Origin of the sequence: Kitasatospora sp. NPDC059462 (assembly GCF_042749955.1) — a bacterium.
Taxonomy (GTDB): domain Bacteria; phylum Actinomycetota; class Actinomycetes; order Streptomycetales; family Streptomycetaceae; genus Kitasatospora.
In genome coordinates this window covers 1-20,251 of record NZ_JBHYUU010000051.1, presented here as the reverse complement: position 1 = coordinate 20,251, position 20,251 = coordinate 1, and the positions used below count along the sequence as shown (strand labels likewise).

The window sequence follows — 20,251 nt, the reverse complement described above, 5'->3', positions numbered from 1 at the left end:
GTGCGATGAACACTCACCGGGCCACCCGCCCGCGCCTTCTGCTGGCCGCCTTCGCGGCCGGCAGCCTGCTCCTCGCGACCGCCTGCGGAGGAGACGAGAAGCCGGCTCAGGAGCAGGCCGCCCCCGCACCGTCGAGCGCCGCCGCCGAGACCCCGACCGCGACGCCCACGCCCACCCCGACGGTGAAGCCCACCGGCGCCGACGACCCGGCGCTCAAGCCCTTCTACGGCCAGCAGATCGCCTGGGCCGCCTGCCCGCCGGACGCCAAGGCCGCCGAGCAGAAGATCGACCTCTCCCTGATGAAGTGCGGCAAGCTGCACGTCCCGCTCGACTACGCCGACCCGGCGGGCGAGGCGATCGACCTCGCGCTGATCAAGAACCCGGCCGCCAAGCAGGACCAGAAGCTCGGCTCGCTGGTGATCAACCCCGGCGGTCCCGGCGCCTCCGGCGTGGAGACCGTCAAGTACGGCGAGACGCAGTTCGAGGGCACCCTGCACAACCGCTTCGACGTGATCGGCTTCGACCCGCGCGGCACCGGGGAGAGCTCCCCGGTCACCTGCCTGGACGACAAGCAGCGCGACGCGCTCAACGCCGAGGACAGCCCGCTCGACCCGGCCGCGGCCAAGGCCCGGGCGGAGAAGAACGCCGCCGACTTCATCGCCGCCTGCCAGGCCAGGTCCGGCAAGCTGCTGCCCTTCGTCGGCACCCGCAGCACCGCCCGCGACCTGGACGTGCTGCGCGCCGCCGTCGGCGACCAGAAGCTCAACTACCTCGGCATCTCCTACGGCACCTACCTCGGCGCGCTCTACGCCGAGGAGTTCCCGAAGAACGTCGGCCGGCTGATCCTCGACGGCGCCGTCGACCCCGCCGAGCAGGGGCTGGACAAGAGCGTCAACCAGATCATCGGCTTCGAGAAGTCCTTCGAGCGCTTCGCCGTGGACTGCGTCGAGAACCACGCCGACGAGTGCCCGCTCGGCAAGAGCAAGGACAAGGCCGCCAAGAAGGCCGCCGACTTCCTCGACGGGCTGCGCGACAAGCCCCTGCCCACCAAGGACGGCCGCAAGGTCGGCAGCGGAACGGGCTGGACCGGCGTCACCGCCCTGCTCTACGGCGACGAGAAGACCATGTGGCAGTACCTGCGGATGTCGCTGGCGCTGGCGATGAAGGCCGGCCAGGGCGACGGCCTGCTCGGCTTCGCCGACATGTACAACGGCCGGGACGAGAAGGGCCACTACTCCCCCGAGTCGGAGGCCCTGGTCGCGATCCGCTGCGCCGACGGCGCCTCCCCCGCGCCGTCCGCCGAGGCGGCGCAGCAGGCGGTGCAGAAGCTCCAGCAGGAGGCGCCGCTGCTCGCCAAGGACGTCACCGTCGAGGACTTCAGCGAGGGCTCCTGCGTCAACTGGCCGTTCAAGACCCCCGAGAAGCCGCACACCGTCCGGGCCGAGGGCGCCGCCCCGATCCTGGTGGTCGGCACCACCGGTGACCCGGCCACCCCGTACGCGGCCGCCGAGTCGCTGGCCAAGGGCTTCGCCAACGCCACCCTGCTCACCCGGGTCGGCGAGGGCCACGGCGCCTTCGGCTCGGGCAACGGCTGCATCGACGCCGCCTACGCCGCGTACCTCACCGAGGGCACGCTGCCGGCCGCCGGGACGAAGTGCGAGTGACGCGTCGCGCGGCGTAGCCGGTGACGACGGGGAGGGCGCTGACACCGGGGTGTCAACGTCACAACTTGATAGCTCGTTCGGATGAAATCCGCGCGCGCCCTCCCCAACTGATGAGCGCTCAACTACCTTTGAGCCACAGCCGGACGGGCATTGGATGCCGTTCCGCAGCCTCGTACTTCACCGGGCTTCACCGCCGTGTCATCCACCACTCCCACCGCCCCCATCACCGGCACCTTCCCGCCCTCACGAGGAGGACCCGCTGGCCAGCGACATCCCGTCACCGAGGCTCGATCCCCGGGACGAGCCGACCCTCCTCGGGCTGCACCGGTTCAACGAGGCCGACGCCGGAGCCGCCGAGGAAGCCCTCCTGGCCTGCTGCGGCAGCCACCGCTGGGCCCTGCGGCTCACCGCGCACCGGCCCTACCCCGACATAGAGTCCCTGCTCGCCGCCGCCAGCGAGGCCTCGTACGACCTGCGTCCGGCCGACCTGGCCGAGGCGCTGGCGGACGAGAGCTGGATGCCGCAGCCGCTCCTCGGCATGCGCGCACCCGGCAGCCAGGCGGCGCACACCGCCCTGCGGGCGGCGCACGCCGCGTACGAGGCCCGGTACGGCCACGTCTTCGTGGTCTGCCTGGAGGGCATCGACCCCGAGGAGATGCTCGACACCGTCCTCGGTTCGATCCGCACCCGTCTCGCCAACGATCCCGACGAGGAGCGCCTGGTCGCCGCCGACGAGCTGCGCCGGATCGCCCTCACCCGCCTGGAGCACCTGGTCGCCACCCATTCGCGGGCCGCGGCCCGCTGAACCGGGGGCGCTCAGCCCCGCTGGGCCGCACGCAGCTTGGCCACCTGCCGCCGGACGACCCGCTCGTCCGGCGCGGGGGCCGGCTCGGCGCCGACGCCCACCGTGCTGAACACCACCAGGGCCGGGCCGACCCTCGCCAGGACGGCGCGCTGCGCGAGCACCACCGAGCCCGATTCATTCGTCAGGGTGAAACCCGTCGCCGCGTCGGCTCCCTCGGGCGTGGGCGTGTCGTTGCGGTTCAGCCGGTGCGCGGTGCGGGTCACGCCCCGGCCCTTCTCCGCCGGGGGCGGCGGGGCCGTGGAGAGGAACTCCGCGCACGGGCCGAAGAGCCCCTCCAGCTCCTCCTGCAGCCGGGCCGCCCGGTCGCCCCGGTAGCCGAGCAGCCCCCCGTAGAGGCTGCCCGCCGGGTCGGCGGCCAGCGCCACGCTCAGATCGGTCTCCGCGTAGGGCACCGCCGGCACCGGCGCGGCGGAGGCCGACGCGCCCGCCCGGGCGGCGGCGGCCGCCGGGGCCACCGCGTCCAGCAGCGGCTGGCAGACCGGCTTGTCGGCGGCCTCCCGGCCGCCGTCCGGGCCGGTCTCGCCGTGGCCGGGGGTGATCACCGTCACGGTGAAGCCGGTCCCGAGCTCGGCGTCGGTCACCGCGGCGGCCCGCAGCTCGGCGGCGGAGAGCTCGCGGGGCGCGGCGGCGGGGGACGCCAGGTCGGCCGAGCCGCCCGCGGGGGCGGCACAGCCGGCGGCGAGGAGCAGGACGGCGGACAGCAGCAGGGGGCGGGGCGGGCGCGGAGCGGGATGCGGCACGGGGGCCTCGGCGGGGGTGTCGGCGCGGACGGGGGTCGCCCACCGTAGCGCGACTTTCCGCCACCTATTCGTCACTCCGTGTCGCAAATCGCACGGCGGTTCCCGGTCAGCTAGGCCAGAAGTGCCTGTTTGATCACACCTCGGGCCCCCGGAGGCGGTTCCCGACAGCGCGTCGATAGGATGCTCGCGGCCGGTGGACCGTACCCGGCCGGGCTGACCGACACCGAAGCCGGCCGAGCCCCCAATCGCTTCCGGAGGGTTTTTCCGTGCCGGCTGGAACGCTGTACCGCGGCCGGGAAGGCATGTGGAGCTGGGTGGCTCATCGAGTCACCGGCGTCCTCATCTTCTTCTTCCTGTTCGCCCATGTCCTGGACACCGCCCTGGTGCGGGTGTCGCCCGAGGCGTACGACACCGTCATCCAGACGTACAAGACGCCGCTCGTGAACCTGATGGAGTACGGCCTGGTGGCCGCCATCCTGTTCCACGCCCTCAACGGCCTGCGCGTCGTCGCCGTCGACTTCTGGTCGAAGGGCCCGAAGTACCAGAAGCAGATGCTCTGGTCCGTGGTCGGAGTCTGGGTCGTCCTGATGGCCGGCGCCTTCTACCCGATCCTGCAGCACACGCTGACCTCCTGGTTCGGGAAGTGATCTGAGACATGTCCACGGAAATCTCCGACGCTGTGGTGGTCCCCTCCGCGCAGGCGCACACCGGCAAGGGCCTCGGCACCGGGAACCCGGCCGACGCCTTCGTGATCGAGCCGGCCCGCCAGCGGACCAAGAAGACCCCGCGCCGCACCCGCACCAACTTCGAGATGCTGGCGTGGCTGTTCATGCGCCTGTCCGGCATCGTCCTGGTGGTGCTGATCCTCGGCCACCTGCTGATCATGCTGGTGCTCGACGGCGGCGTCTCCAAGATCGGCTTCGCCTTCGTGGCCGGCCGCTGGGCCTCGCCGTTCTGGCAGGTCTGGGACCTCACCATGCTCTGGCTGGCCATGCTGCACGGCGCCAACGGCATGCGCCAGGTCATCAACGACTACGCCGAGAAGGACTCCACCCGGCTCTGGCTGAAGGGCCTCATGGGTACCGCCACGGTCTTCACCGTGCTGCTCGGAACCCTGGTGATCTTCACCTTCGACCCGAACATCTAATCGGACATCGACAGAGGCCAGAGGCGAGTTAGAACCCCCATGCAGATTCACCAGTACGACACCGTCATCGTCGGCGCCGGCGGCGCCGGCATGCGCGCCGCCATCGAGTCGACGCAGCGCAGCCGCACCGCCGTCCTGACCAAGCTCTACCCCACCCGGTCCCACACCGGCGCGGCCCAGGGCGGCATGTGCGCCGCCCTCGCCAACGTCGAGGAGGACAACTGGGAGTGGCACACCTTCGACACGGTCAAGGGTGGTGACTACCTGGTCGACCAGGACGCCGCCGAGATCATGTGCAAGGAGGCCATCGACGCCGTCCTCGACCTGGAGAAGATGGGCCTGCCCTTCTCCCGCACCGAGCAGGGCCGGATCGACCAGCGCCGCTTCGGCGGCCACTCCCGCAACCACGGCGAGGCCCCGGTCCGCCGTTCCTGCTACGCGGCCGACCGCACCGGCCACATGATCCTGCAGACGCTGTTCCAGAACTGCGTCAAGCACGGCGTCGAGTTCTTCAACGAGTTCTACGTCCTCGACCTGCTCATCAACGAGGGCCGCACGGCCGGCGTCGTCGCCTACGAGCTGGCCACCGGCGAGATCCACGTCTTCCAGGCCAAGGCCGTCGTGTTCGCCTCCGGCGGCACCGGCAAGATGTTCAAGGTCTCCTCGAACGCCCACACCCTCACCGGTGACGGCCAGGCGGTGGCCTACCGCCGCGGCCTGCCGCTGGAGGACATGGAGTTCTTCCAGTTCCACCCGACGGGCATCTGGCGGATGGGCATCCTGCTCACCGAGGGCGCCCGCGGCGAGGGCGGCATCCTGCGCAACAAGGACGGCGAGCGCTTCATGGAGCGCTACGCCCCCGTCATGAAGGACCTCGCGTCCCGTGACGTCTGCTCCCGCGCGATCTACACCGAGATCCGCGAAGGCCGCGGCTGCGGTCCGGACGGCGACCACGTCTACCTGGACCTCACCCACCTGCCGCCGGAGCAGCTGGACGCCAAGCTCCCGGACATCACCGAGTTCGCCCGCACCTACCTCGGCATCGAGCCCTACACGGACCCGATCCCGATCCAGCCCACCGCGCACTACGCCATGGGCGGCATCCCGACCAACATCGAGGGTGAGGTGCTGCGCAACAACACCGACGTCGTCCCGGGCCTGTACGCGGCCGGCGAGGTCGCCTGCGTGTCCGTGCACGGTGCCAACCGCCTGGGCACCAACTCGCTGCTGGACATCAACGTGTTCGGCCGCCGCGCCGGCATCGCCGCCGCCGAGTTCGCCGAGGCGAACGAGTTCGTGCCGCTGCCGGAGAACGCCGAGCAGCTGGTCCAGAACATGGTCGACGGCCTGCGCGAGGCCACCGGCACCGAGTCCGTGGCGCAGATCCGCAAGGAGCTGCAGGAGACCATGGACACCAACGCGATGGTGTACCGCACCGGCGCCACCCTGAAGCAGGCCGTCGAGGACGTCGCCGCGCTGAAGGAGCGCTACAAGAACGTCTCCATCCAGGACAAGGGCTTCCGTTACAACACGGACCTGCTGGAGGCCATCGAGCTCGGCAACCTGCTCGACCTGGCCGAGGTCCTGGCGGTCTCCGCGCTCGCCCGCGAGGAGTCGCGCGGCGGTCACTACCGCGAGGACTTCCCGACCCGTGACGACGTGAAGTTCATGCAGCACACCATGGCGTACCAGGAGGTCGCCGAGGACGGCAGCACCTCCATCCGCCTTGACTACAAGCCGGTCGTGCAGACCCGCTACCAGCCGATGGAGCGTAAGTACTGATGAGCACTCCGACCGTGGAGAAGCACTCGGCCGCTCTGGACGCGGTCGAGGCCGGTGGCACCAAGCTGATCACCGTCACCTTCCGGATCCGCCGGTTCAACCCGGAGGAGCACCCGGAGCCGGTGTGGGTCGACTACCAGCTGGAGATGGACCCGAAGGAGCGCGTCCTGGACGCGCTCAACACGATCAAGTGGGAGCAGGACGGCACCCTCACCTACCGCCGTTCCTGCGCCCACGGCATCTGCGGCTCCGACGCGATGCGGATCAACGGCCGCAACCGGCTGGCGTGCAAGACCCTGATCAAGGACGTCAACCCGGAGAAGCCGATCACGATCGAGGCCATCAAGGGCCTGACGGTCCTCAAGGACCTGGTCGTGGACATGGACCCGTTCTTCCAGGCGTACAAGGACGTCATGCCGTTCCTCATCACCAAGGGGAACGACCCGACCCGCGAGCGCCTGCAGTCCGCCGAGGACCGCGAGCGGTTCGACGACACCACCAAGTGCATCCTGTGCGCCGCGTGCACGTCGTCCTGCCCGGTGTTCTGGAACGACGGCCAGTACTTCGGCCCGGCCGCGATCGTCAACGCCCACCGCTTCATCTTCGACTCGCGCGACGAGGGTGCGGAGCAGCGTCTGGAGATCCTGAACGACCGTGAGGGCGTCTGGCGCTGCCGGACCACCTTCAACTGCTCGGAGGCCTGCCCGCGTGGCATCGAGGTCACCAAGGCGATCCAGGAAGTGAAGCGGGCCCTGGTGACCCGCCGCTTCTGATCCCGGAGCAGCCCCGTACGACGAAGGCCCCCGTCCGCTGCGGACGGGGGCCTTCGGGCTGTCCGGCGCGGGCCGCCGGGGCGGGCGCGTCAGCCGGCGGCGGTCTCCCGCCGGGTCGCGCGCAGGCCGCGGACGCCGATGCCGCCGATCGCGACGCCGAGGACGAAGGAGGTCACGGCGAGCAGGAGGTGGACCCAGAAGAAGGCGGTCGGCTGGGAGTGGTCGCCGCCGGTGAAGGCCTGGCCGCCGGAGTCCTTCCAGAGGTTCTTGACGAAGGTGGTCCAGATGATCATGGACCAGACGCCGAAGGCGGTCAGGAACCAGGAGGTGCGGCGGCTGAGCTTCATGGGGGGTCCTCGGTGCGGCGGGGAGGTGAAGACGGTGTGCCCTCCCAGTATGCGGGGCGTCCGTTCGGCGTACGGTGGGGCCCTCCTTGCGGTCCGGCGGGGCAACCGGGCGGACGGCGGGGGCCCGGACTGGGTACCGTCTGCTGGTGCCCACTTGCTCGAAGCTCGCACGTCTGCTCGCCGCGCCCGCCGCGGCGCTCCCGCTCCTGATCGCCGCCCCGGCAGCCGTCGCGGCCCCGTTCGAGCCGCCGCCCCCGCCGGCCGTGATCGGCGGGGAGCGGCTGGGACTGCCCGGGGTCCAGGTCAATCCGCTGGCGGGCGCCCCGGCGCTGCCGGGCGACCTCACCGGACAGTCCTGGATCGTGGCCGACGCGACGTCGGGAGAGGTGCTGGCGGCCGGCAATCCGCACCTGCGGCTCGCCCCGGCGTCCACCCTGAAGATCCTGTTCGCGGACACCGTGCTGCCCAAGTTCGACCGCAACACCGTGCACCGGGTGGCGCCCGAGGAGATCCAGGGGATCGGTGCGGGCAGCAGCCTGGTCGGCATCAAGGAGGACCTCGACTACAAGGTCGAGGACCTCTGGCGCGGGGTCTTCCTGAGCTCGGGGAACGACGCGGTGCACGTCCTCGCGCACATGAACGGCGGGGTGCAGCAGACCGTCACCGAGATGCAGGCGCGGGCCGAGGCGCTCCAGGCCCGGGACACCAAGGTGGTCTCGCCGGACGGCTACGACTCCGACGGCCAGGTCTCCTCGGCCTACGACCTCACGCTGTTCGCCCGGGCGGGGCTGCGCAACCCGGACTTCCGGGCGTACTGCGCGACCCGCGACGCGATGTTCCCCGGCGCGGTGGACAAGAACACCGGGCAGCGCGGCAGCTTCGGGATCGCCAACACCGACCGCCTGCTCGGCAAGTACCCCGGCCTGATCGGCGTGAAGAACGGTTTCACCACCAACGCCGGCTCCACCTTCGTCGGCGCCGCCGAACGCGGCGGGCGCACCCTGCTGGTGACGGTCATGCACCCGTCCAGCTACCAGAAGGTGTACGACGAGACGGCCGCGCTGCTGGACTGGGGCTTCGCGGCGGCCGGCAAGGTCACCCCGGTCGGCAAGCTGGTCGAGGAGGGCGAGAGCGTCACCTCGGCGCCGACCGGCCAGGCCGGCGGCACCGCCGGGGCGCCCGCCCCGCCGCCGCACCCCACGCCCACGGCCACCACCGACGCCGCCCCGGCCACCACCGACACCGCGGACGGGGACGACGGCGGGCCCGGGCCGGCCGGCTGGGTCGCCGTCGGGCTGGCCCTGGCGGCGGGCGGCGCGGGCGCCCTGCTGCTGCTCGGCCGCCGACGCGCCGCCCGCTGACCCCGGGGCCCGGTCTCAGTCCTCCTGGGGCCGGGCCCGCGTCGTGTCCCGGGCCCCGGGCGTGTCGTCCGCCTCGCCGGCCTCCCGGTCGGCGGCCTCGACCATGGCCCGGGCACGCTCCCTGGCCCGCTCCCGGGCGGCCTCCGGGTCCGCGGTCGCGGTCCAGGCCACGCAGAACATCAGCAGCCGGCAGACGAAGTTGATCCAGAGCAGCAGCGCCACCGGCACGCCGAAGGCGCCGTAGAGGCTGCGCCCGGCGACCGAGCCGAGGTACGAGGAGAGCAGGATCTTCAGCAGCTCGAAGCCGACCGCGCCGATCAGCGCCGCCTGGAGGACGTCCCGCCGGTGCTGGTGGCCGATCCGCGGGAACGGTGCCAGCAGGTAGGCGAAGAGCAGCATGTCCGAGGCCACCGCGATCAGCAGGCCGGCCGCGGTGAGCAGGTGACCGGCGGAGCCCAGGCCCGCCCAGTCGGCGATCCGGCCCGCCAGCGTCGTCCCGGCCGCCGAGGCGCCGAGCGAGACCAGCGAGACCGCGCCCAGGCCGCCGAGCACCACGAAGTCCCAGGCCTTGCGCAGCAGCGGGTTGCCCTCCTCGTCGGGCAGCTGCCACAGGTCCCGGATCGAGGTCCGCATGGTGTCCACCCAGCCGAGCCCCGACAGCACCAGCAGCACCCCGCTGACCAGCCCGACCGCGCCCGCGTTGGCCACCAGCGAGGGCAGGTTGAGGGCGTCCGAGATGCCGGGCAGCTGGTCGGAGATGCGGTGCTGGATGTCCTCGACCCGGCTGTCGCTGAGCGTCGCGACGGCGATCGCCAGCGCGACCGTCAGCAGCGGGAAGAGCGCGAGGAAGCCGAAGAAGGTGACCGCGCCGGCCAGCCGGTTGCCGCGCAGCGCGGTGAAGTGCTCGTAGGCGCGGTACGGGCGGCTGCGCAGCACCCGCGCGACGAGCGGGCCGATCACCGGAAGACGGGTCAGGAAGTCCACCGTCCGGTTATACCCGGGCATCCCCCGAACAGCCGTCAGGCTCGGCCGGGCCGGCCCGACGGGCCCTCGCCCTCAGGGGCGGCGGACCATCCGCCGGGCCCGGGCCAGCGCCCGGACCGCCTGGTAGGCGGTGTACCGGCCGTGGCCGAGCAGTTCGGTGCGCAGCCCCGCCACCCCGCCGGACGGCCGGTAGCCGGCCGGGCGCAGCCGGGCGCAGTGCTCGGCGGCGCGGCGGAAGAACTCCCGGCGGTCGCCGGGCGGGACCCGGCCCGGCCGGGAGACCACGGTGTTGAGGTGGTGCAGCATCCGGCCGTAGACCACCGGGCGCCAGCGCTCCAGGTCGGGGCGGCCGTCGAGGAACGCGAAGACCAGGTCGTACTGGCCGAAGACGTCGAAGTGCTTGCGGCTGGCGGTGGCCAGGATGTTGCCGCCCTCCTGGCGCTGGCGGTAGTGGACGCCGACCCGGTCGAGCAGGGTGATGCTCCGGGCGGCGAGCAGCGCCGGGTACGTCCAGGGGGTGTCCTCGTAGTAACCGGCCGGGAAGGTCAGGCCCTGGGCGGTGACGAAGTCGCGGCGGTAGGCCTTGTTCCAGACCACCTGGAGCAGTTCGAGCAGGTCGGGGCGGTCGGTGAGGCCGAAGACGTCCCGGGAGGGGGCGCCGAAGACCTTCGCGGAGGCGGCCCGCACGACCCGGCCGTCGGCGTAGGTGCGGGCGTAGTCGTAGACCAGGACGTCCGGGTCGCCGCCGGCCGCGAGCCGGTCGTCCACCGCCGCGAGCAGACCGGGCGTCAGGGTGTCGTCGCTGTCCAGGAAGAGCACGTAGTCGCCGGTGGCGACCTCCAGGCCGGCGTTGCGGGCCCGGCCGAGGCCGACGTTCTCCGGCAGGTGCAGCACCCGCACCCGGGCGTCGCGGGCGGCGGCCCCGTCGAGCAGGGCGCCGCAGCCGTCCGGGGAGCGGTCGTCCACCGCGATCAGCTCGAAGTCCGGGCCGTCCTGGCCGAGCACCGAGGCGAGGCACTCGGGGAGGTACTCCTCGACGCCGTATACCGGGACGATCACGCTGAAGCGGGGCATGGGCCCCAGGGTAGTGGGGCGGGACGACCGGGGGCCCCGGGGGTCCGCGGGCCGGACGGTAGGATCGACGGGCACGTACGCACCGATCAAAGTGCGGTCAGACCCCGAACGGGCTGCCACGCTCCTTCCCGAGAAAGGCCTGCGTAGCCGATGGCTCCCCGCCTCTCCATCGTCGTCCCGATCTACAACGTCGAGCGCTACCTCGTGGAGTGCCTCGACTCGATCGCCGCCCAGACGTTCACGGACTTCGAGTGCGTCATGGTCGACGACGGTTCGAAGGACAACAGCGCCGCCCTCGCCGAGGCGTACGCCGCCAAGGACTCCCGCTTCCGGCTGGTGCGCCAGGTCAACAAGGGCCTCGGCGCGGCCCGCAACACCGGCATCCGGCACATCGACCCGGACGCCGAGTTCCTCTGCTTCGTCGACAGCGACGACTCGATGCCGCCCAGCGCGTACGAGCTGATGATCAACACGCTGGACGAGACCGGCTCGGACTTCGCCACCGGCAACGTGCTGCGGTTCCGCGCGATCGGCTACTACCAGTCCGGCGGCCACAGCCGCCCGTTCGCCAAGACCGTGCTCAAGACGCACATCACCGAGATCCCGTCGCTGGTCACCGACCGCACGGCGTGGAACAAGGTGTACCGCCGCTCGTTCTTCGACGCGGCCGGCATCCTCTACCCCGAGGGCATCCTGTACGAGGACGCCCCGGTCAGCGTGCCGCACCACTACCTCGCCAAGAGCGTGGACGTGCTCTCCGAGCCGATCTACCACTGGCGCGAGCGCGAGGTCGGCGAGATGTCGATCACCCAGATGCGCACCAACCCCAAGGGCCTGATCGACCGCGTCACCTCGGTCGAGCTGGTCCGCGGCTGGCTGAAGAAGCAGACCGAGCCGCGCTTCGCGGAGTACCTGAAGACCTACGACGAGAACACCCTCGTCGAAGAGATCCCGATGTTCTTCTGGTCCGTCGTCGACGGCGACAAGGAGTACCGGGAGGCCTACATCCGCTGCGTCAGCCGGCTGCTGCGCTCGATCGGCCCGGAGCAGGTCAAGAAGCTGCGCGCGCCGCTGCGCCTGAAGTACCACCTGACCCTGCAGGGCCGGATCGACGAGTTCGTCGAGCAGATCAAGTACGAGGGCGAGAGCAACGGCGGCGTCATCGCCAAGGGTCTGCTGCGCCCGTACGCCGACTACCCGTTCCTGCGCGGCGGCCGCAAGAGCGTGCCGCCGGGCCTGCTCAGCCTGCGCAACTCCACCGTCATCCGCAGCCGGCTGTACGAGTCGCGCTGGGAGGGCGGCCGGCTGCGGCTGACCGGCCACGCGTACCCGGAGCAGCTGGGCGCGGCCAACAAGCACGACATGGTCCGCACGCTGGTGCTGCGCGAGGCCAAGGGCCGCCGGGTCATCGCGGTGCCGATGAAGACCCAGTACAGCCCCGAGGCCACCGCCACCAACCACCACGACCTCTACAACTGCGACTGGGCCGGCTTCACCGTCGCCGTCGACCCGGAGAAGCTCAAGCACCGCGGCCAGTGGAAGGACGGCAACTGGCGCGTCCTGGTCGCCGGCGCGGGCAAGGGCGGCGTCTACAAGGGCCGGATCTGGGCCGGCTGGGCGGACACCGCGCTCTACCTGCCCTCGCACTGGGTCGAGCCGGACGTGCGGATCGTGCCGTTCGTCCGCGACGGCAGCGTCTACCTGCGGGTGGAGAACGTGCGGATCCGGGTGACCGGGCTCACCGCGCAGGACGGCACCGTCGAGGTGGCCGGCGCGGCCCGCTCCGGCGTCCGGCTGGCCGGGGCCAAGCTGCGGCTCACCCACGTGGAGTCCGAGCGCGAGCTGTTCTTCCCGGTGTCCGCGGGCACCCCGGTCGGCAGCCTGCAGCAGTTCCGCGCCTCCTTCCCGGTCGCCGAGCTGACCGAGGTCCGCGAGAGCTGGGCCGAACTGGACCCGCTGGCCGAGGAGCGCGCCCGCGACCGCTGGGACACCACCCTGGTGCTGGCCGACGGCACCACCACGCCGCTCGCCTGGGACGACCGCAACGCCCCGGAGCAGCTCAACCTGGTGCTCAACGCGGACGCCGCGCCCGAGCAGCGGCGCGCCCTGTACACCAAGCCCTCCCCGGGCGGCTACCTGCAGTTCCTGGACCAGCTGCTGCAGCCGATAGTGCACGAGGTCACCGCGCGCGGCGCGGACGGCTTCCTGCTCAGCGGCACCTTCCCGCTGCCCGGCACCCACCGCTGGGAGCTGGTGGCCCGCCACCACTGGGGCGAGGAGCAGCACGTCTACCCGGTGGAGATCTCCGACGGCCGGTTCCGCACCGCGCTGCCCGCCGTGCCGACCGCGTCCTTCGCGGGCAACGTGCCGCTGGCCCAGGGCGGCTGGAACATCTCGTTCCGCCCGGTCGGCGCCACCTTCCACCCGGACATGGCCTCCTACGCGCTGATCGCGCCCACCTGCTGGGACGCGCTGCCGCTGGAGGTGGAGGCCCGCGGCAAGCGGATCGTGCTGGAGCGCCGCCACCACGACGGCCTGCAGCTGGAGTCGGAGAACATACTGCTTCCGGAGGAGCGCAGCGGCTGGCGCCAGCGCCAGCTGCGGACGGCCGACTACCCGGCCGCCCGCCGGCTGCCGCTGCGCGACACGGTGCTCTACAACGTCGCGCTCGGCGGTCTCTACGCGGACTCGCCGCGGGCGATCCACGAGGAGCTGGTGCGCCGCGGCCTGCCGCTGGAGCACCTGTGGGGCACCGACGACCTCCAGGCGGACCTGCCGCAGTCGGCGGGCGCCGTCCGGCTCTGGAGCCCGGAGTGGTTCGAGGCGCTGGCCACCGCGAAGTACGTCGTCACCAGCGCGCACCTGCCGGACTTCTTCGTCCGCCGGCCCGGCCAGATCGTCCTGCAGACCTGGCACGGCTCGCCGCTGAAGCAGGTCGGCCACGACTTCGAGAAGGTCTGGTTCACCGACGCGCACTACCTGAAGGGCCTCGCCAAGGAGGTTCCGAACTGGAGCATCCTGCTGGCCGGCAGCACCTGGGCGGCCCCGGTGCTGCGCCGGGCCTTCGACTTCAAGGGCGAGATCCTGGAGAGCGGCCTGCCGCGCAACGACCTGTTCTTCTCCGCCGACAAGGAGAAGACCGCGGAGCGGGTGCGCGAGCGGCTCGGCCTGCCCGAGGGCAAGAAGGTCGTGCTGTACGCGCCGACCTGGCGCGAGGACCGGCGCCGCCACTACGGCGGCTACCAGCTGAACCTCCAGCTGGACCTGGAGGCGGCGCGGGCCGCGCTCGCCGACGACCAGGTGCTGCTGGTCCGCCGGCACGCCAACGTCCGCGAGCAGATCGCCGAGGCCGGCAACGGCTACGTCTGGGACGTCAGCAGCTACCCCGACATGGCCGAGCTGCTGCTGGTCGCCGACGTCCTGGTGACCGACTACGCGGCGTCGACCTTCGACTTCGCCGCGACCGGCAAGCCGGTGCTGTTCTTCACCTACGACCTGGCGCACTACCGCGACAACCTGCGCGGCTTCTCGCTGGACTTCGAGGCGGAGGCGCCCGGCCCGCTGCTGGCCACCTCCGAGGAGCTGGTCACGGCGCTCGGCCAGGTGGACCGGATCACCGCCGAGTACGCCGGGAAGTACGCGGCGTTCCGCGCGAAGTACTGCGACCTCGACGACGGCCACGCCGCCGCCCGGGCCGTGGACGCGATGCTGAGCCGCGAGGCCTGACCGGCCTTCCACCGGTGCCGGAGGCGCCCGACGCGAACACCGCGCCGGGCGCCTCCGGCGCTTTCCGGCACGGCCTCGCACGATATTCCGGAATTTCGAACTCGCGTTTCCCCGAGGAACTTTTCAGCTAATTACAACGCCATTCCCAAATTGACCTCGGATGCTTTTCCGGGTGAGATGGAAATTCTCGCCGAGAAAGGTTCGTGGAAATGGCTGTCCTCACCCGCTTCGTCCTCCCGCACGCCGCGCCGCGCTTCGGCGACGCCCGCTTCGGCGCCCCGCTGCCGAGCGAGGAGGAGAACGCCTCCCTCGGGCTGCTGCGCGCCCGCTGGAGCGGCCGCGGCCTCGAACTCACCGGCTTCGCCCGCCCCGACGACCGGTCCACCGCCCACCCCGGCTCCGCCTGGACCTGGCTCACCCTGCGCCGCCACCACCAGGACGAGCCGGTCCACGTCCCCACCCGGCCCCGCCGCTTCCCCGAGATCACCGACGACAGCGCCCAGCCCGAGCACAACCACGACTGGGCCGGCTTCACCGCCCTGGTCGAACCCCGCCGGCTGCGCGGCGCCGACGGCTGGCTGCTCGGCGACTGGAGCGTCGAGGCCACCCTGTTCACCCTCGGCCGCCCCACCCGGCTGCGCCGCCAGTACGGCGGCCTCGCCCCCTACTGGTGCGGCTCCGGCGAGTACCCGCCCGCACGCTGGGTGGACCACGACATCCGCCTCCAGCCGCACTTCGCCGACGGCCGGCTCGTCCTGCGGCTCGAACGCCCCGCCGTCCGCCTCGACGGGGCCGAGCCCGGCCCCGACGGGATCGGCCTGCACCTCACCACCGCCGACCCCGGCCAGGCCCGCACCGTGCTGCGGCTGCGCCACCGCGAGAGCGCCACCGTGCTCACCGAGCCGGCCCACCGCACCGGACGGACCGTCACCGTGCGCCTGCCGTACGCGCTGTTCACCGCGGAGGGCCGCGGCACCGGCGAGCTGGAGCACTGGGACGCCGACCTGGTCGACCCCGACGGCGCGGTCGAGCAGCTCGTCCTGGACGAGCGCGGCGGTCCGATCGCCGGTCAGCACCCGCTGCCCGGCGCGGAGGACCGGGTGCTGCACCTCAAGCACCTCGCCGACGGCCGGCTCCAGCTGTGCGTGCGGCCCGCCGCCGGCTGGGTCGAGCGGCTCGCCGCCCGGCCCGGCGGCTTCGAGCTCTCCGGCCACTGCCCCGCCCCCGGCCCGCTGGAACTCGTGCTGCGGCACGGCGGCAGCGGCACCGAGGTCCGCCACCCGGTCGAGCTCGGCCCCGACGCGCGGTTCACGGTCCGGCTGCCGGTCACCCGCACCGGCTCCGACGGCACCGCGCTGCCGCTGCGCAAGGGCCTGTGGGAGGCCGCCCTGCACCCCGTCGGCGGGACCGGCCCGGCCCGTCCGCTGACCGCCGCGCCCGCCGTCCTGGCCGCGCTGCCCGCCGCCACCCAGGCCGGCGGCAAGCGGATCGTGCTGGAGCGCCGCTGGCACGACACCCTGCTGCTGGACTCCACGCCCGTCCTCAGCGCCACCGAGCGCAGCGCCTGGACGCAGGCCCGCCAGCGCACCGCCGGCTACCCCGCCGCCCGCCGCGAGCCGCTGCGCGAGGCCGTGCTGTACGACGTCTTCGGCGGCCTCGGCTACGCCGACTCGCCGCGCGCCGTGCACGCCGAACTCGCCCGCCGCGGCACGCCGCTGGAGCACCTGTGGGTGGTCGACGACGCCCAGGCCGAGCTGCCGCCCGGGGTCCGCGCGGTACGGGTCTGGAGCCCCGAGTGGTACCGGGCGCTGGGCACCAGCCGCTACCTCGTCGGCAACACCCACTTCCCGGACTTCCTGCGCCGCCGCCCCGGCCAGGTCGTCGTCCAGACCTGGCACGGCGCGCTGCTCAAGCGGATCGCCCACGACGTCGAGAACACCTGGCTCGCCGACCACGGCTACCTCGCCGCCCTCGACCGGGAGACCCCGCACTGGAGCCTGCTGCTCTCCCCCAGCCCCTTCGCCACCCCGATCCTGCGCCGGGCCTTCCGCTACCGCGGCGAGATCCTGGAGTCCGGCTACCCGCGCAACGACGTGCTGGCCCGCCCCGACCGGCGGCGGGCGGCGGCCGTCCGCGCGCGGCTCGGCATCCCCGAGGGCCGGCGGGTGGTGCTCTACGCGCCGACCTGGCGGGAGGACCGGCCGCGTCCGGACGGCGACGGCTTCCGGCTCGACCTGCGGCTGGACCTCGACCGGGCCCGGCGGGCGCTCGGCGACGACCACGTCCTGCTGCTGCGGCCGCACACGCACGTCCGCGAGCCGCTGACCGGCACCGGGGACGGCTTCGCCGTGGACTGCGCCGACTACCCGGACGTGCAGGAGCTGCTGCTGATCGCCGACGTCCTGGTGACCGACTACTCGTCGATCCTCTTCGACTTCGCCATCACCGGCCGCCCGGTGCTGTTCTTCACCTACGACCTGGCGCACTACCGGGACACCCTGCGGGGCTTCGCCTTCGACTTCGAGGCGCAGGCCCCCGGCCCGCTGCTGGAGGACTCGGCCGCGCTGGTCGCGGCGCTGCGCGAACTCGCCGACACCGGGGGCGCCGTGCCCGCCGGGTACGCCGAGCGCTACCGGCGCTTCCAGGAGGTGCACTGCGCGCTGGACGACGGCGCCGCCGCCCGCCGGGTGGTCGACCGGATGCTGGAGCTCGGCGGTCCCGCCGGGCGCGCCGGTCAGCCGAAGCCGTAGGCCCGCCAGGGACGCCAGACCTCGTCGGCGTCGAACCGGGACAGGCCGAACCCGGGCACCGGGAAGGCCGCGTGGAAGGACCGGGCCTGTTCGTGGGCCTGGTCCAGCACGTCGTCCGTGAGACCGTGCGCCACCGTCACGTGCGGGTGGTACGGGAAGGCCAGCTCCCGGGCCAGCGGGCCGGAGCGGATGTCCGCCTCCAGCAGCCGGCACTCCTGCTCGCCCTCCTCGACCCGGACGAACACCACCGGGGAGACCGGGCGGAAGCTGCCGCTGCCGCGCAGCACCATCCGGAACGGCCGGTGCGCGGCGGCCACCGCGGCCAGGTGCTCCTCGATCTTCGGCAGCGCCTCGGCCGGGACGTCGGTGGGCGGCAGCAGCGTGACGTGCGTGGGTATCGACCGGGCCAGCGGATCGCCGTGCCCGGCCCGCGCGTCCTGGATCGCGGTGCCGTACGGATCCGGGACGCCGACGGACACGCCGATGGTGAGGGTCTCCGGGAGACCCTCACCACCGGGCAGGCGCGTCAGCGGAGTCACCGCTTGGCGGCCGGGAGGAAGCCGATCCGGTCGTACACCTGGGCCAGCGTCTCGGACGCCACCGCGCGGGCCTTCTCGGCGCCGAGCGCGAGGACGCGGTCCAGCTCGGCCGGGTCGTCCAGGAAGGTCCGGGTGCGCTCCTGGAACGGCGTCACCCACTCGGAGAACAGGTCGGCCAGTTCGGTCTTCAGGGCCCCGTACATCTTGCCCTCGAAGTGCGCCACCAGCTGCTCGATCGACTGCCCGCTGAGGGCGGAGTGGATCCGCAGCAGGTTGGAGACGCCGGCCTTCTCCTGCTCGTCGTAGGAGACCACCGTGCCGGTGTCGGTGACGGCGCTCCTGAACTTCTTGGCGCTGGCCTTCGGCTCGTCGAGCAGGCTCACCAGGCCCTTGGCGGAGGACGCCGACTTGCTCATCTTGATCGCCGGGTCCTGGAGGTCCTGGATCTTGGCCGTCTCCTTGAGGATGTACGGCTTCGGGACCGTGAAGGTCGGGCTGTAGCGGGTGTTGAAGCGCTCCGCGAGGTCGCGGGTGAGCTCCACGTGCTGGCGCTGGTCCTCGCCCACCGGGACGGCGTCCGCCTGGTACAGCAGGATGTCGGCCACCTGGAGGATCGGGTAGGTGAACAGGCCCACCGACGTCCCGGCGGCGCCCTGCTTGGCCGACTTGTCCTTGAACTGGGTCATCCGGGAGGCCTCGCCGAAGCCGGTGAGGCAGTTCATCACCCAGCCCAGCTGCGCGTGCTCGGGCACGTGCGACTGGACGAACAGGGTGCAGTGCTCCGGCTCCAGGCCCGCGCCGAGCAGCTGGGCGGCGGAGATCCGGGTGTTCTGGCGCAGCGTCGCCGGATCCTGCTCGATGGTGATCGCGTGCAGGTCGACGACCATGTAGAAGGCGTCGTTCTCCTTCTGCAGGTCGACCCACTGGCGCACCGCGCCCAGGTAGTTGCCGAGGTGGAACGAGCCGGAGGTGGGCTGGATGCCGGAGAGCACCCGGGGACGGTCCTTGACCGGACCAGTGACCGCTGCGTTGACCATGCGGGCCATTGTTCCAGCTCCACCGACCGGTCAGGAAACCTCCGGCCCCGGCGGCCCGGCCAGTGTGACCGCACTCACCCCGACCCGGGCGATCCGCCTGCCCTCCAGCTTGGCCACCGTCAGCAGCACCTCCACGCCGGGGCCGGCCGGGATCCGCACCCGGTCGCCGTCGGCGGGCAGCCGGCCGAGCGCGGCGACCAGGCAGCCGGCCACCGTCTCGTACGGCCCCTCGGGGAGGGTGACGCCGGTCTCCCCGGCGAAGTCGGCCAGGTTGAGCAGGCCGTCGAGCTCCATGCCGCCGCCGGCCAGCCGCCGGGTGGGGACGGGCTCGGGCGTGTCGTACTCGTCGCGGATCTCGCCGATCACCTCCTCCACGAGGTCCTCCAGGGTGACGATGCCGGCGGTGCCGCCGTACTCGTCGACCACGATCGCCAGGTGATGGCCCTCGCGGCGCATCTCGCCCATCGCCTCCAGCACCCGTTTGGTGCCGGGCAGCAGCTTGACCGGGCGGGCGAGGTCGCGGACCTTGACCGCGCGTTCGCCGCGCGCGCCGTAGAGGTCGCGGACGTGCACGAAGCCGGTCACCGCGTCGTAGCTGCCCTCGACCACCGGGTAGCGGGAGTGCGGCGAGGAGTCCGCCTGGGCGCGGACCTCGGCGAGCGGGCGCTCGGCGTCCAGGAAGGTCACCTCGGTGCGCGGGACCATCACCTCGCGCAGCTGGCGCTCCCCGGCGGCGAACACATCGGCGATCAACGTCCGCTGGTCGCTGCCGAGTTCGGTGTTGGCGGCGACCAGGCCGCGGAGTTCCTCGGAGCTCATCGAGCCGCGCCCGGCGGCCGGGTCGCCGCCGAACAGCCGGACCATCAGGTCGGTGGAGCGGCCGAGCAGCCAGATCGCCGGGCGCAGCACCACCGACATGACGTCGACCACCGGCGCGGCCAGCACGGCGATGGAGTCGGCCCGCTGGAGGCCGATCCGCTTGGGGGTGAGCTCGCCGAGCACCAGCGAGACGTAGCTGATCACCAGGGTGAGGCCGACCAGCGCGGTGGCGTCGGCGACGCCCTCGGAGAGCCCGGCCCGCACGAACAGCGGGGCGACCTTGCCGGCCAGCGTGTCGGCGCCGAAGGCCGCGGAGAGGAACCCCATGCAGGTGACGCCGACCTGGACGGCCGCCAGGAAGCGGTTGGGGTCGGCCGCGAGGTGCGCGGCCCGGGCCGCCCGCCGGGTGCCGCGGGCCTCCAGCGTCCGGATCTGGCCCTCGCGCAGCGAGATCAGCGAGATCTCGGCGACGTTGAACAGGCCGCCCAGGACGATGAAGACGAGGACGAGCGCGGCGTCCTCGAAGGTTTCGGTCACAGCGGGAGTGTAGGGCGACGGGCCCCCCGCGCCCCGGGGGGGGCCACCCGGCCGGCGGGGGGGCCCGGGGGGCGGGGGCGCCGGCCGGGGGATGAAAAACAAAACC

General features: G+C 72.5%; 16 protein-coding genes. 9 read left to right on the top strand and 7 right to left on the bottom strand.

Features of this window, described 5'->3' with window-relative positions; translation table 11 throughout:
* Nucleotides 1-5 precede the first annotated feature (5 nt).
* Entirely contained in the window at nt 6-1,664 is a 1,659-nt protein-coding gene (locus ACFXAM_RS15875) for an alpha/beta hydrolase (RefSeq protein ID WP_380291468.1), read from the top strand.
* Nucleotides 1,665-1,818: 154 nt separating this feature from the next.
* Complete coding sequence (locus ACFXAM_RS15870; RefSeq protein ID WP_380291466.1) at nt 1,819-2,469, top strand: 2-oxo-4-hydroxy-4-carboxy-5-ureidoimidazoline decarboxylase; 651 nt, start codon at nt 1,819-1,821, stop codon at nt 2,467-2,469.
* Nucleotides 2,470-2,480: 11 nt separating this feature from the next.
* Here ACFXAM_RS15870 and ACFXAM_RS15865 read toward each other — a convergent pair whose 3' ends face one another.
* Nucleotides 2,481-3,269 (bottom strand): hypothetical protein, encoded by a 789-nt coding sequence (locus ACFXAM_RS15865; protein ID WP_380291465.1) that lies wholly within the window; start codon nt 3,267-3,269, stop codon nt 2,481-2,483.
* 266 nt (nt 3,270-3,535) lie between these two features.
* On the opposite strand from ACFXAM_RS15865, the gene sdhC reads away from it, so the two are divergent.
* Genes sdhC through ACFXAM_RS15845 form a run of 4 tightly spaced genes read left to right on the top strand, consistent with a single transcriptional unit; the run spans nt 3,536 to nt 6,971 of the window.
* On the top strand, nt 3,536-3,916 hold the full coding sequence (sdhC, locus tag ACFXAM_RS15860) for a succinate dehydrogenase, cytochrome b556 subunit (protein WP_093861779.1): 381 nt from the start codon (nt 3,536-3,538) through the stop codon (nt 3,914-3,916).
* 8 nt (nt 3,917-3,924) lie between these two features.
* The gene (locus ACFXAM_RS15855) at nt 3,925-4,416 is read left to right on the top strand and encodes a succinate dehydrogenase hydrophobic membrane anchor subunit (RefSeq protein ID WP_030300556.1); all 492 of its coding nucleotides are present in this window, start codon (nt 3,925-3,927) and stop codon (nt 4,414-4,416) included.
* Between the two features lie 39 nt (nt 4,417-4,455).
* The gene (sdhA, locus tag ACFXAM_RS15850; protein ID WP_380291464.1) at nt 4,456-6,198 is read left to right on the top strand and encodes a succinate dehydrogenase flavoprotein subunit; all 1,743 of its coding nucleotides are present in this window, start codon (nt 4,456-4,458) and stop codon (nt 6,196-6,198) included.
* The gene (locus tag ACFXAM_RS15845) at nt 6,198-6,971 is read left to right on the top strand and encodes a succinate dehydrogenase iron-sulfur subunit (RefSeq protein WP_344343381.1); all 774 of its coding nucleotides are present in this window, start codon (nt 6,198-6,200) and stop codon (nt 6,969-6,971) included. Before sdhA ends, ACFXAM_RS15845 begins: the two co-directional genes overlap by 1 nt.
* A gap of 89 nt (nt 6,972-7,060) precedes the next feature.
* On the opposite strand, the gene ACFXAM_RS15840 is transcribed toward ACFXAM_RS15845, so the two are convergent.
* On the bottom strand, nt 7,061-7,318 hold the full coding sequence (locus tag ACFXAM_RS15840; protein ID WP_380291463.1) for an SCO4848 family membrane protein: 258 nt from the start codon (nt 7,316-7,318) through the stop codon (nt 7,061-7,063).
* Nucleotides 7,319-7,464: 146 nt separating this feature from the next.
* Between ACFXAM_RS15840 and ACFXAM_RS15835 the strand changes: the two genes are divergently transcribed.
* The gene (locus ACFXAM_RS15835; protein WP_380291462.1) at nt 7,465-8,679 is read left to right on the top strand and encodes a D-alanyl-D-alanine carboxypeptidase family protein; all 1,215 of its coding nucleotides are present in this window, start codon (nt 7,465-7,467) and stop codon (nt 8,677-8,679) included.
* A 15-nt stretch (nt 8,680-8,694) separates the two neighbouring features.
* Here the strand turns inward: ACFXAM_RS15835 and ACFXAM_RS15830 are convergent, their stop codons facing one another.
* Together ACFXAM_RS15830 and ACFXAM_RS15825 are read right to left on the bottom strand one after the other, a co-directional pair.
* Nucleotides 8,695-9,663 (bottom strand): YihY/virulence factor BrkB family protein, encoded by a 969-nt coding sequence (locus ACFXAM_RS15830; protein ID WP_380291460.1) that lies wholly within the window; start codon nt 9,661-9,663, stop codon nt 8,695-8,697.
* A gap of 72 nt (nt 9,664-9,735) precedes the next feature.
* Nucleotides 9,736-10,737 (bottom strand): glycosyltransferase family 2 protein, encoded by a 1,002-nt coding sequence (locus ACFXAM_RS15825; RefSeq protein WP_380291458.1) that lies wholly within the window; start codon nt 10,735-10,737, stop codon nt 9,736-9,738.
* A gap of 150 nt (nt 10,738-10,887) precedes the next feature.
* On the opposite strand from ACFXAM_RS15825, the gene ACFXAM_RS15820 reads away from it, so the two are divergent.
* Nucleotides 10,888-14,463 (top strand): CDP-glycerol glycerophosphotransferase family protein, encoded by a 3,576-nt coding sequence (locus ACFXAM_RS15820; protein WP_380291457.1) that lies wholly within the window; start codon nt 10,888-10,890, stop codon nt 14,461-14,463.
* A gap of 209 nt (nt 14,464-14,672) precedes the next feature.
* Nucleotides 14,673-17,213, top strand: coding sequence for a CDP-glycerol glycerophosphotransferase family protein (locus ACFXAM_RS15815; protein WP_380291455.1), 2,541 nt, complete (start codon nt 14,673-14,675; stop codon nt 17,211-17,213).
* Here the strand turns inward: ACFXAM_RS15815 and ACFXAM_RS15810 are convergent.
* The 3 genes from ACFXAM_RS15810 to ACFXAM_RS15800 form a co-directional block, all read right to left on the bottom strand.
* Nucleotides 17,198-17,752: a 2'-5' RNA ligase family protein gene (locus ACFXAM_RS15810; RefSeq protein ID WP_380291453.1), complete on the bottom strand. Its 555-nt coding sequence runs from the start codon at nt 17,750-17,752 to the stop codon at nt 17,198-17,200. The genes ACFXAM_RS15815 and ACFXAM_RS15810 overlap by 16 nt on opposite strands.
* Complete coding sequence (gene trpS, locus ACFXAM_RS15805; RefSeq protein ID WP_380291519.1) at nt 17,749-18,744, bottom strand: tryptophan--tRNA ligase; 996 nt, start codon at nt 18,742-18,744, stop codon at nt 17,749-17,751. Before trpS ends, ACFXAM_RS15810 begins: the two co-directional genes overlap by 4 nt.
* Nucleotides 18,745-18,819: 75 nt before the next feature.
* Nucleotides 18,820-20,145, bottom strand: a complete 1,326-nt coding sequence (locus ACFXAM_RS15800) for a hemolysin family protein (protein WP_380291451.1) — start codon at nt 20,143-20,145, stop codon at nt 18,820-18,822.
* Between the last annotated feature and the right edge of the window lie 106 nt (nt 20,146-20,251).

Bases quoted from the DNA above. Each gene is read 5' to 3' on its own strand.
- sdhA (WP_380291464.1), top strand. From the start codon at position 4,456: ATGCAGATTCACCAGTACGACACCGTCATCGTCGGCGCCGGCGGCGCC.
- ACFXAM_RS15840 (WP_380291463.1), bottom strand. From the start codon at position 7,318: ATGAAGCTCAGCCGCCGCACCTCCTGGTTCCTGACCGCCTTCGGCGTC.
- ACFXAM_RS15875 (WP_380291468.1), top strand. From the start codon at position 6: ATGAACACTCACCGGGCCACCCGCCCGCGCCTTCTGCTGGCCGCCTTC.
- ACFXAM_RS15815 (WP_380291455.1), top strand. From the start codon at position 14,673: ATGGCTGTCCTCACCCGCTTCGTCCTCCCGCACGCCGCGCCGCGCTTC.
- ACFXAM_RS15825 (WP_380291458.1), bottom strand. From the start codon at position 10,737: ATGCCCCGCTTCAGCGTGATCGTCCCGGTATACGGCGTCGAGGAGTAC.
- ACFXAM_RS15820 (WP_380291457.1), top strand. From the start codon at position 10,888: ATGGCTCCCCGCCTCTCCATCGTCGTCCCGATCTACAACGTCGAGCGC.
- ACFXAM_RS15870 (WP_380291466.1), top strand. From the start codon at position 1,819: ATGCCGTTCCGCAGCCTCGTACTTCACCGGGCTTCACCGCCGTGTCAT.
- ACFXAM_RS15855 (WP_030300556.1), top strand. From the start codon at position 3,925: ATGTCCACGGAAATCTCCGACGCTGTGGTGGTCCCCTCCGCGCAGGCG.
- ACFXAM_RS15845 (WP_344343381.1), top strand. From the start codon at position 6,198: ATGAGCACTCCGACCGTGGAGAAGCACTCGGCCGCTCTGGACGCGGTC.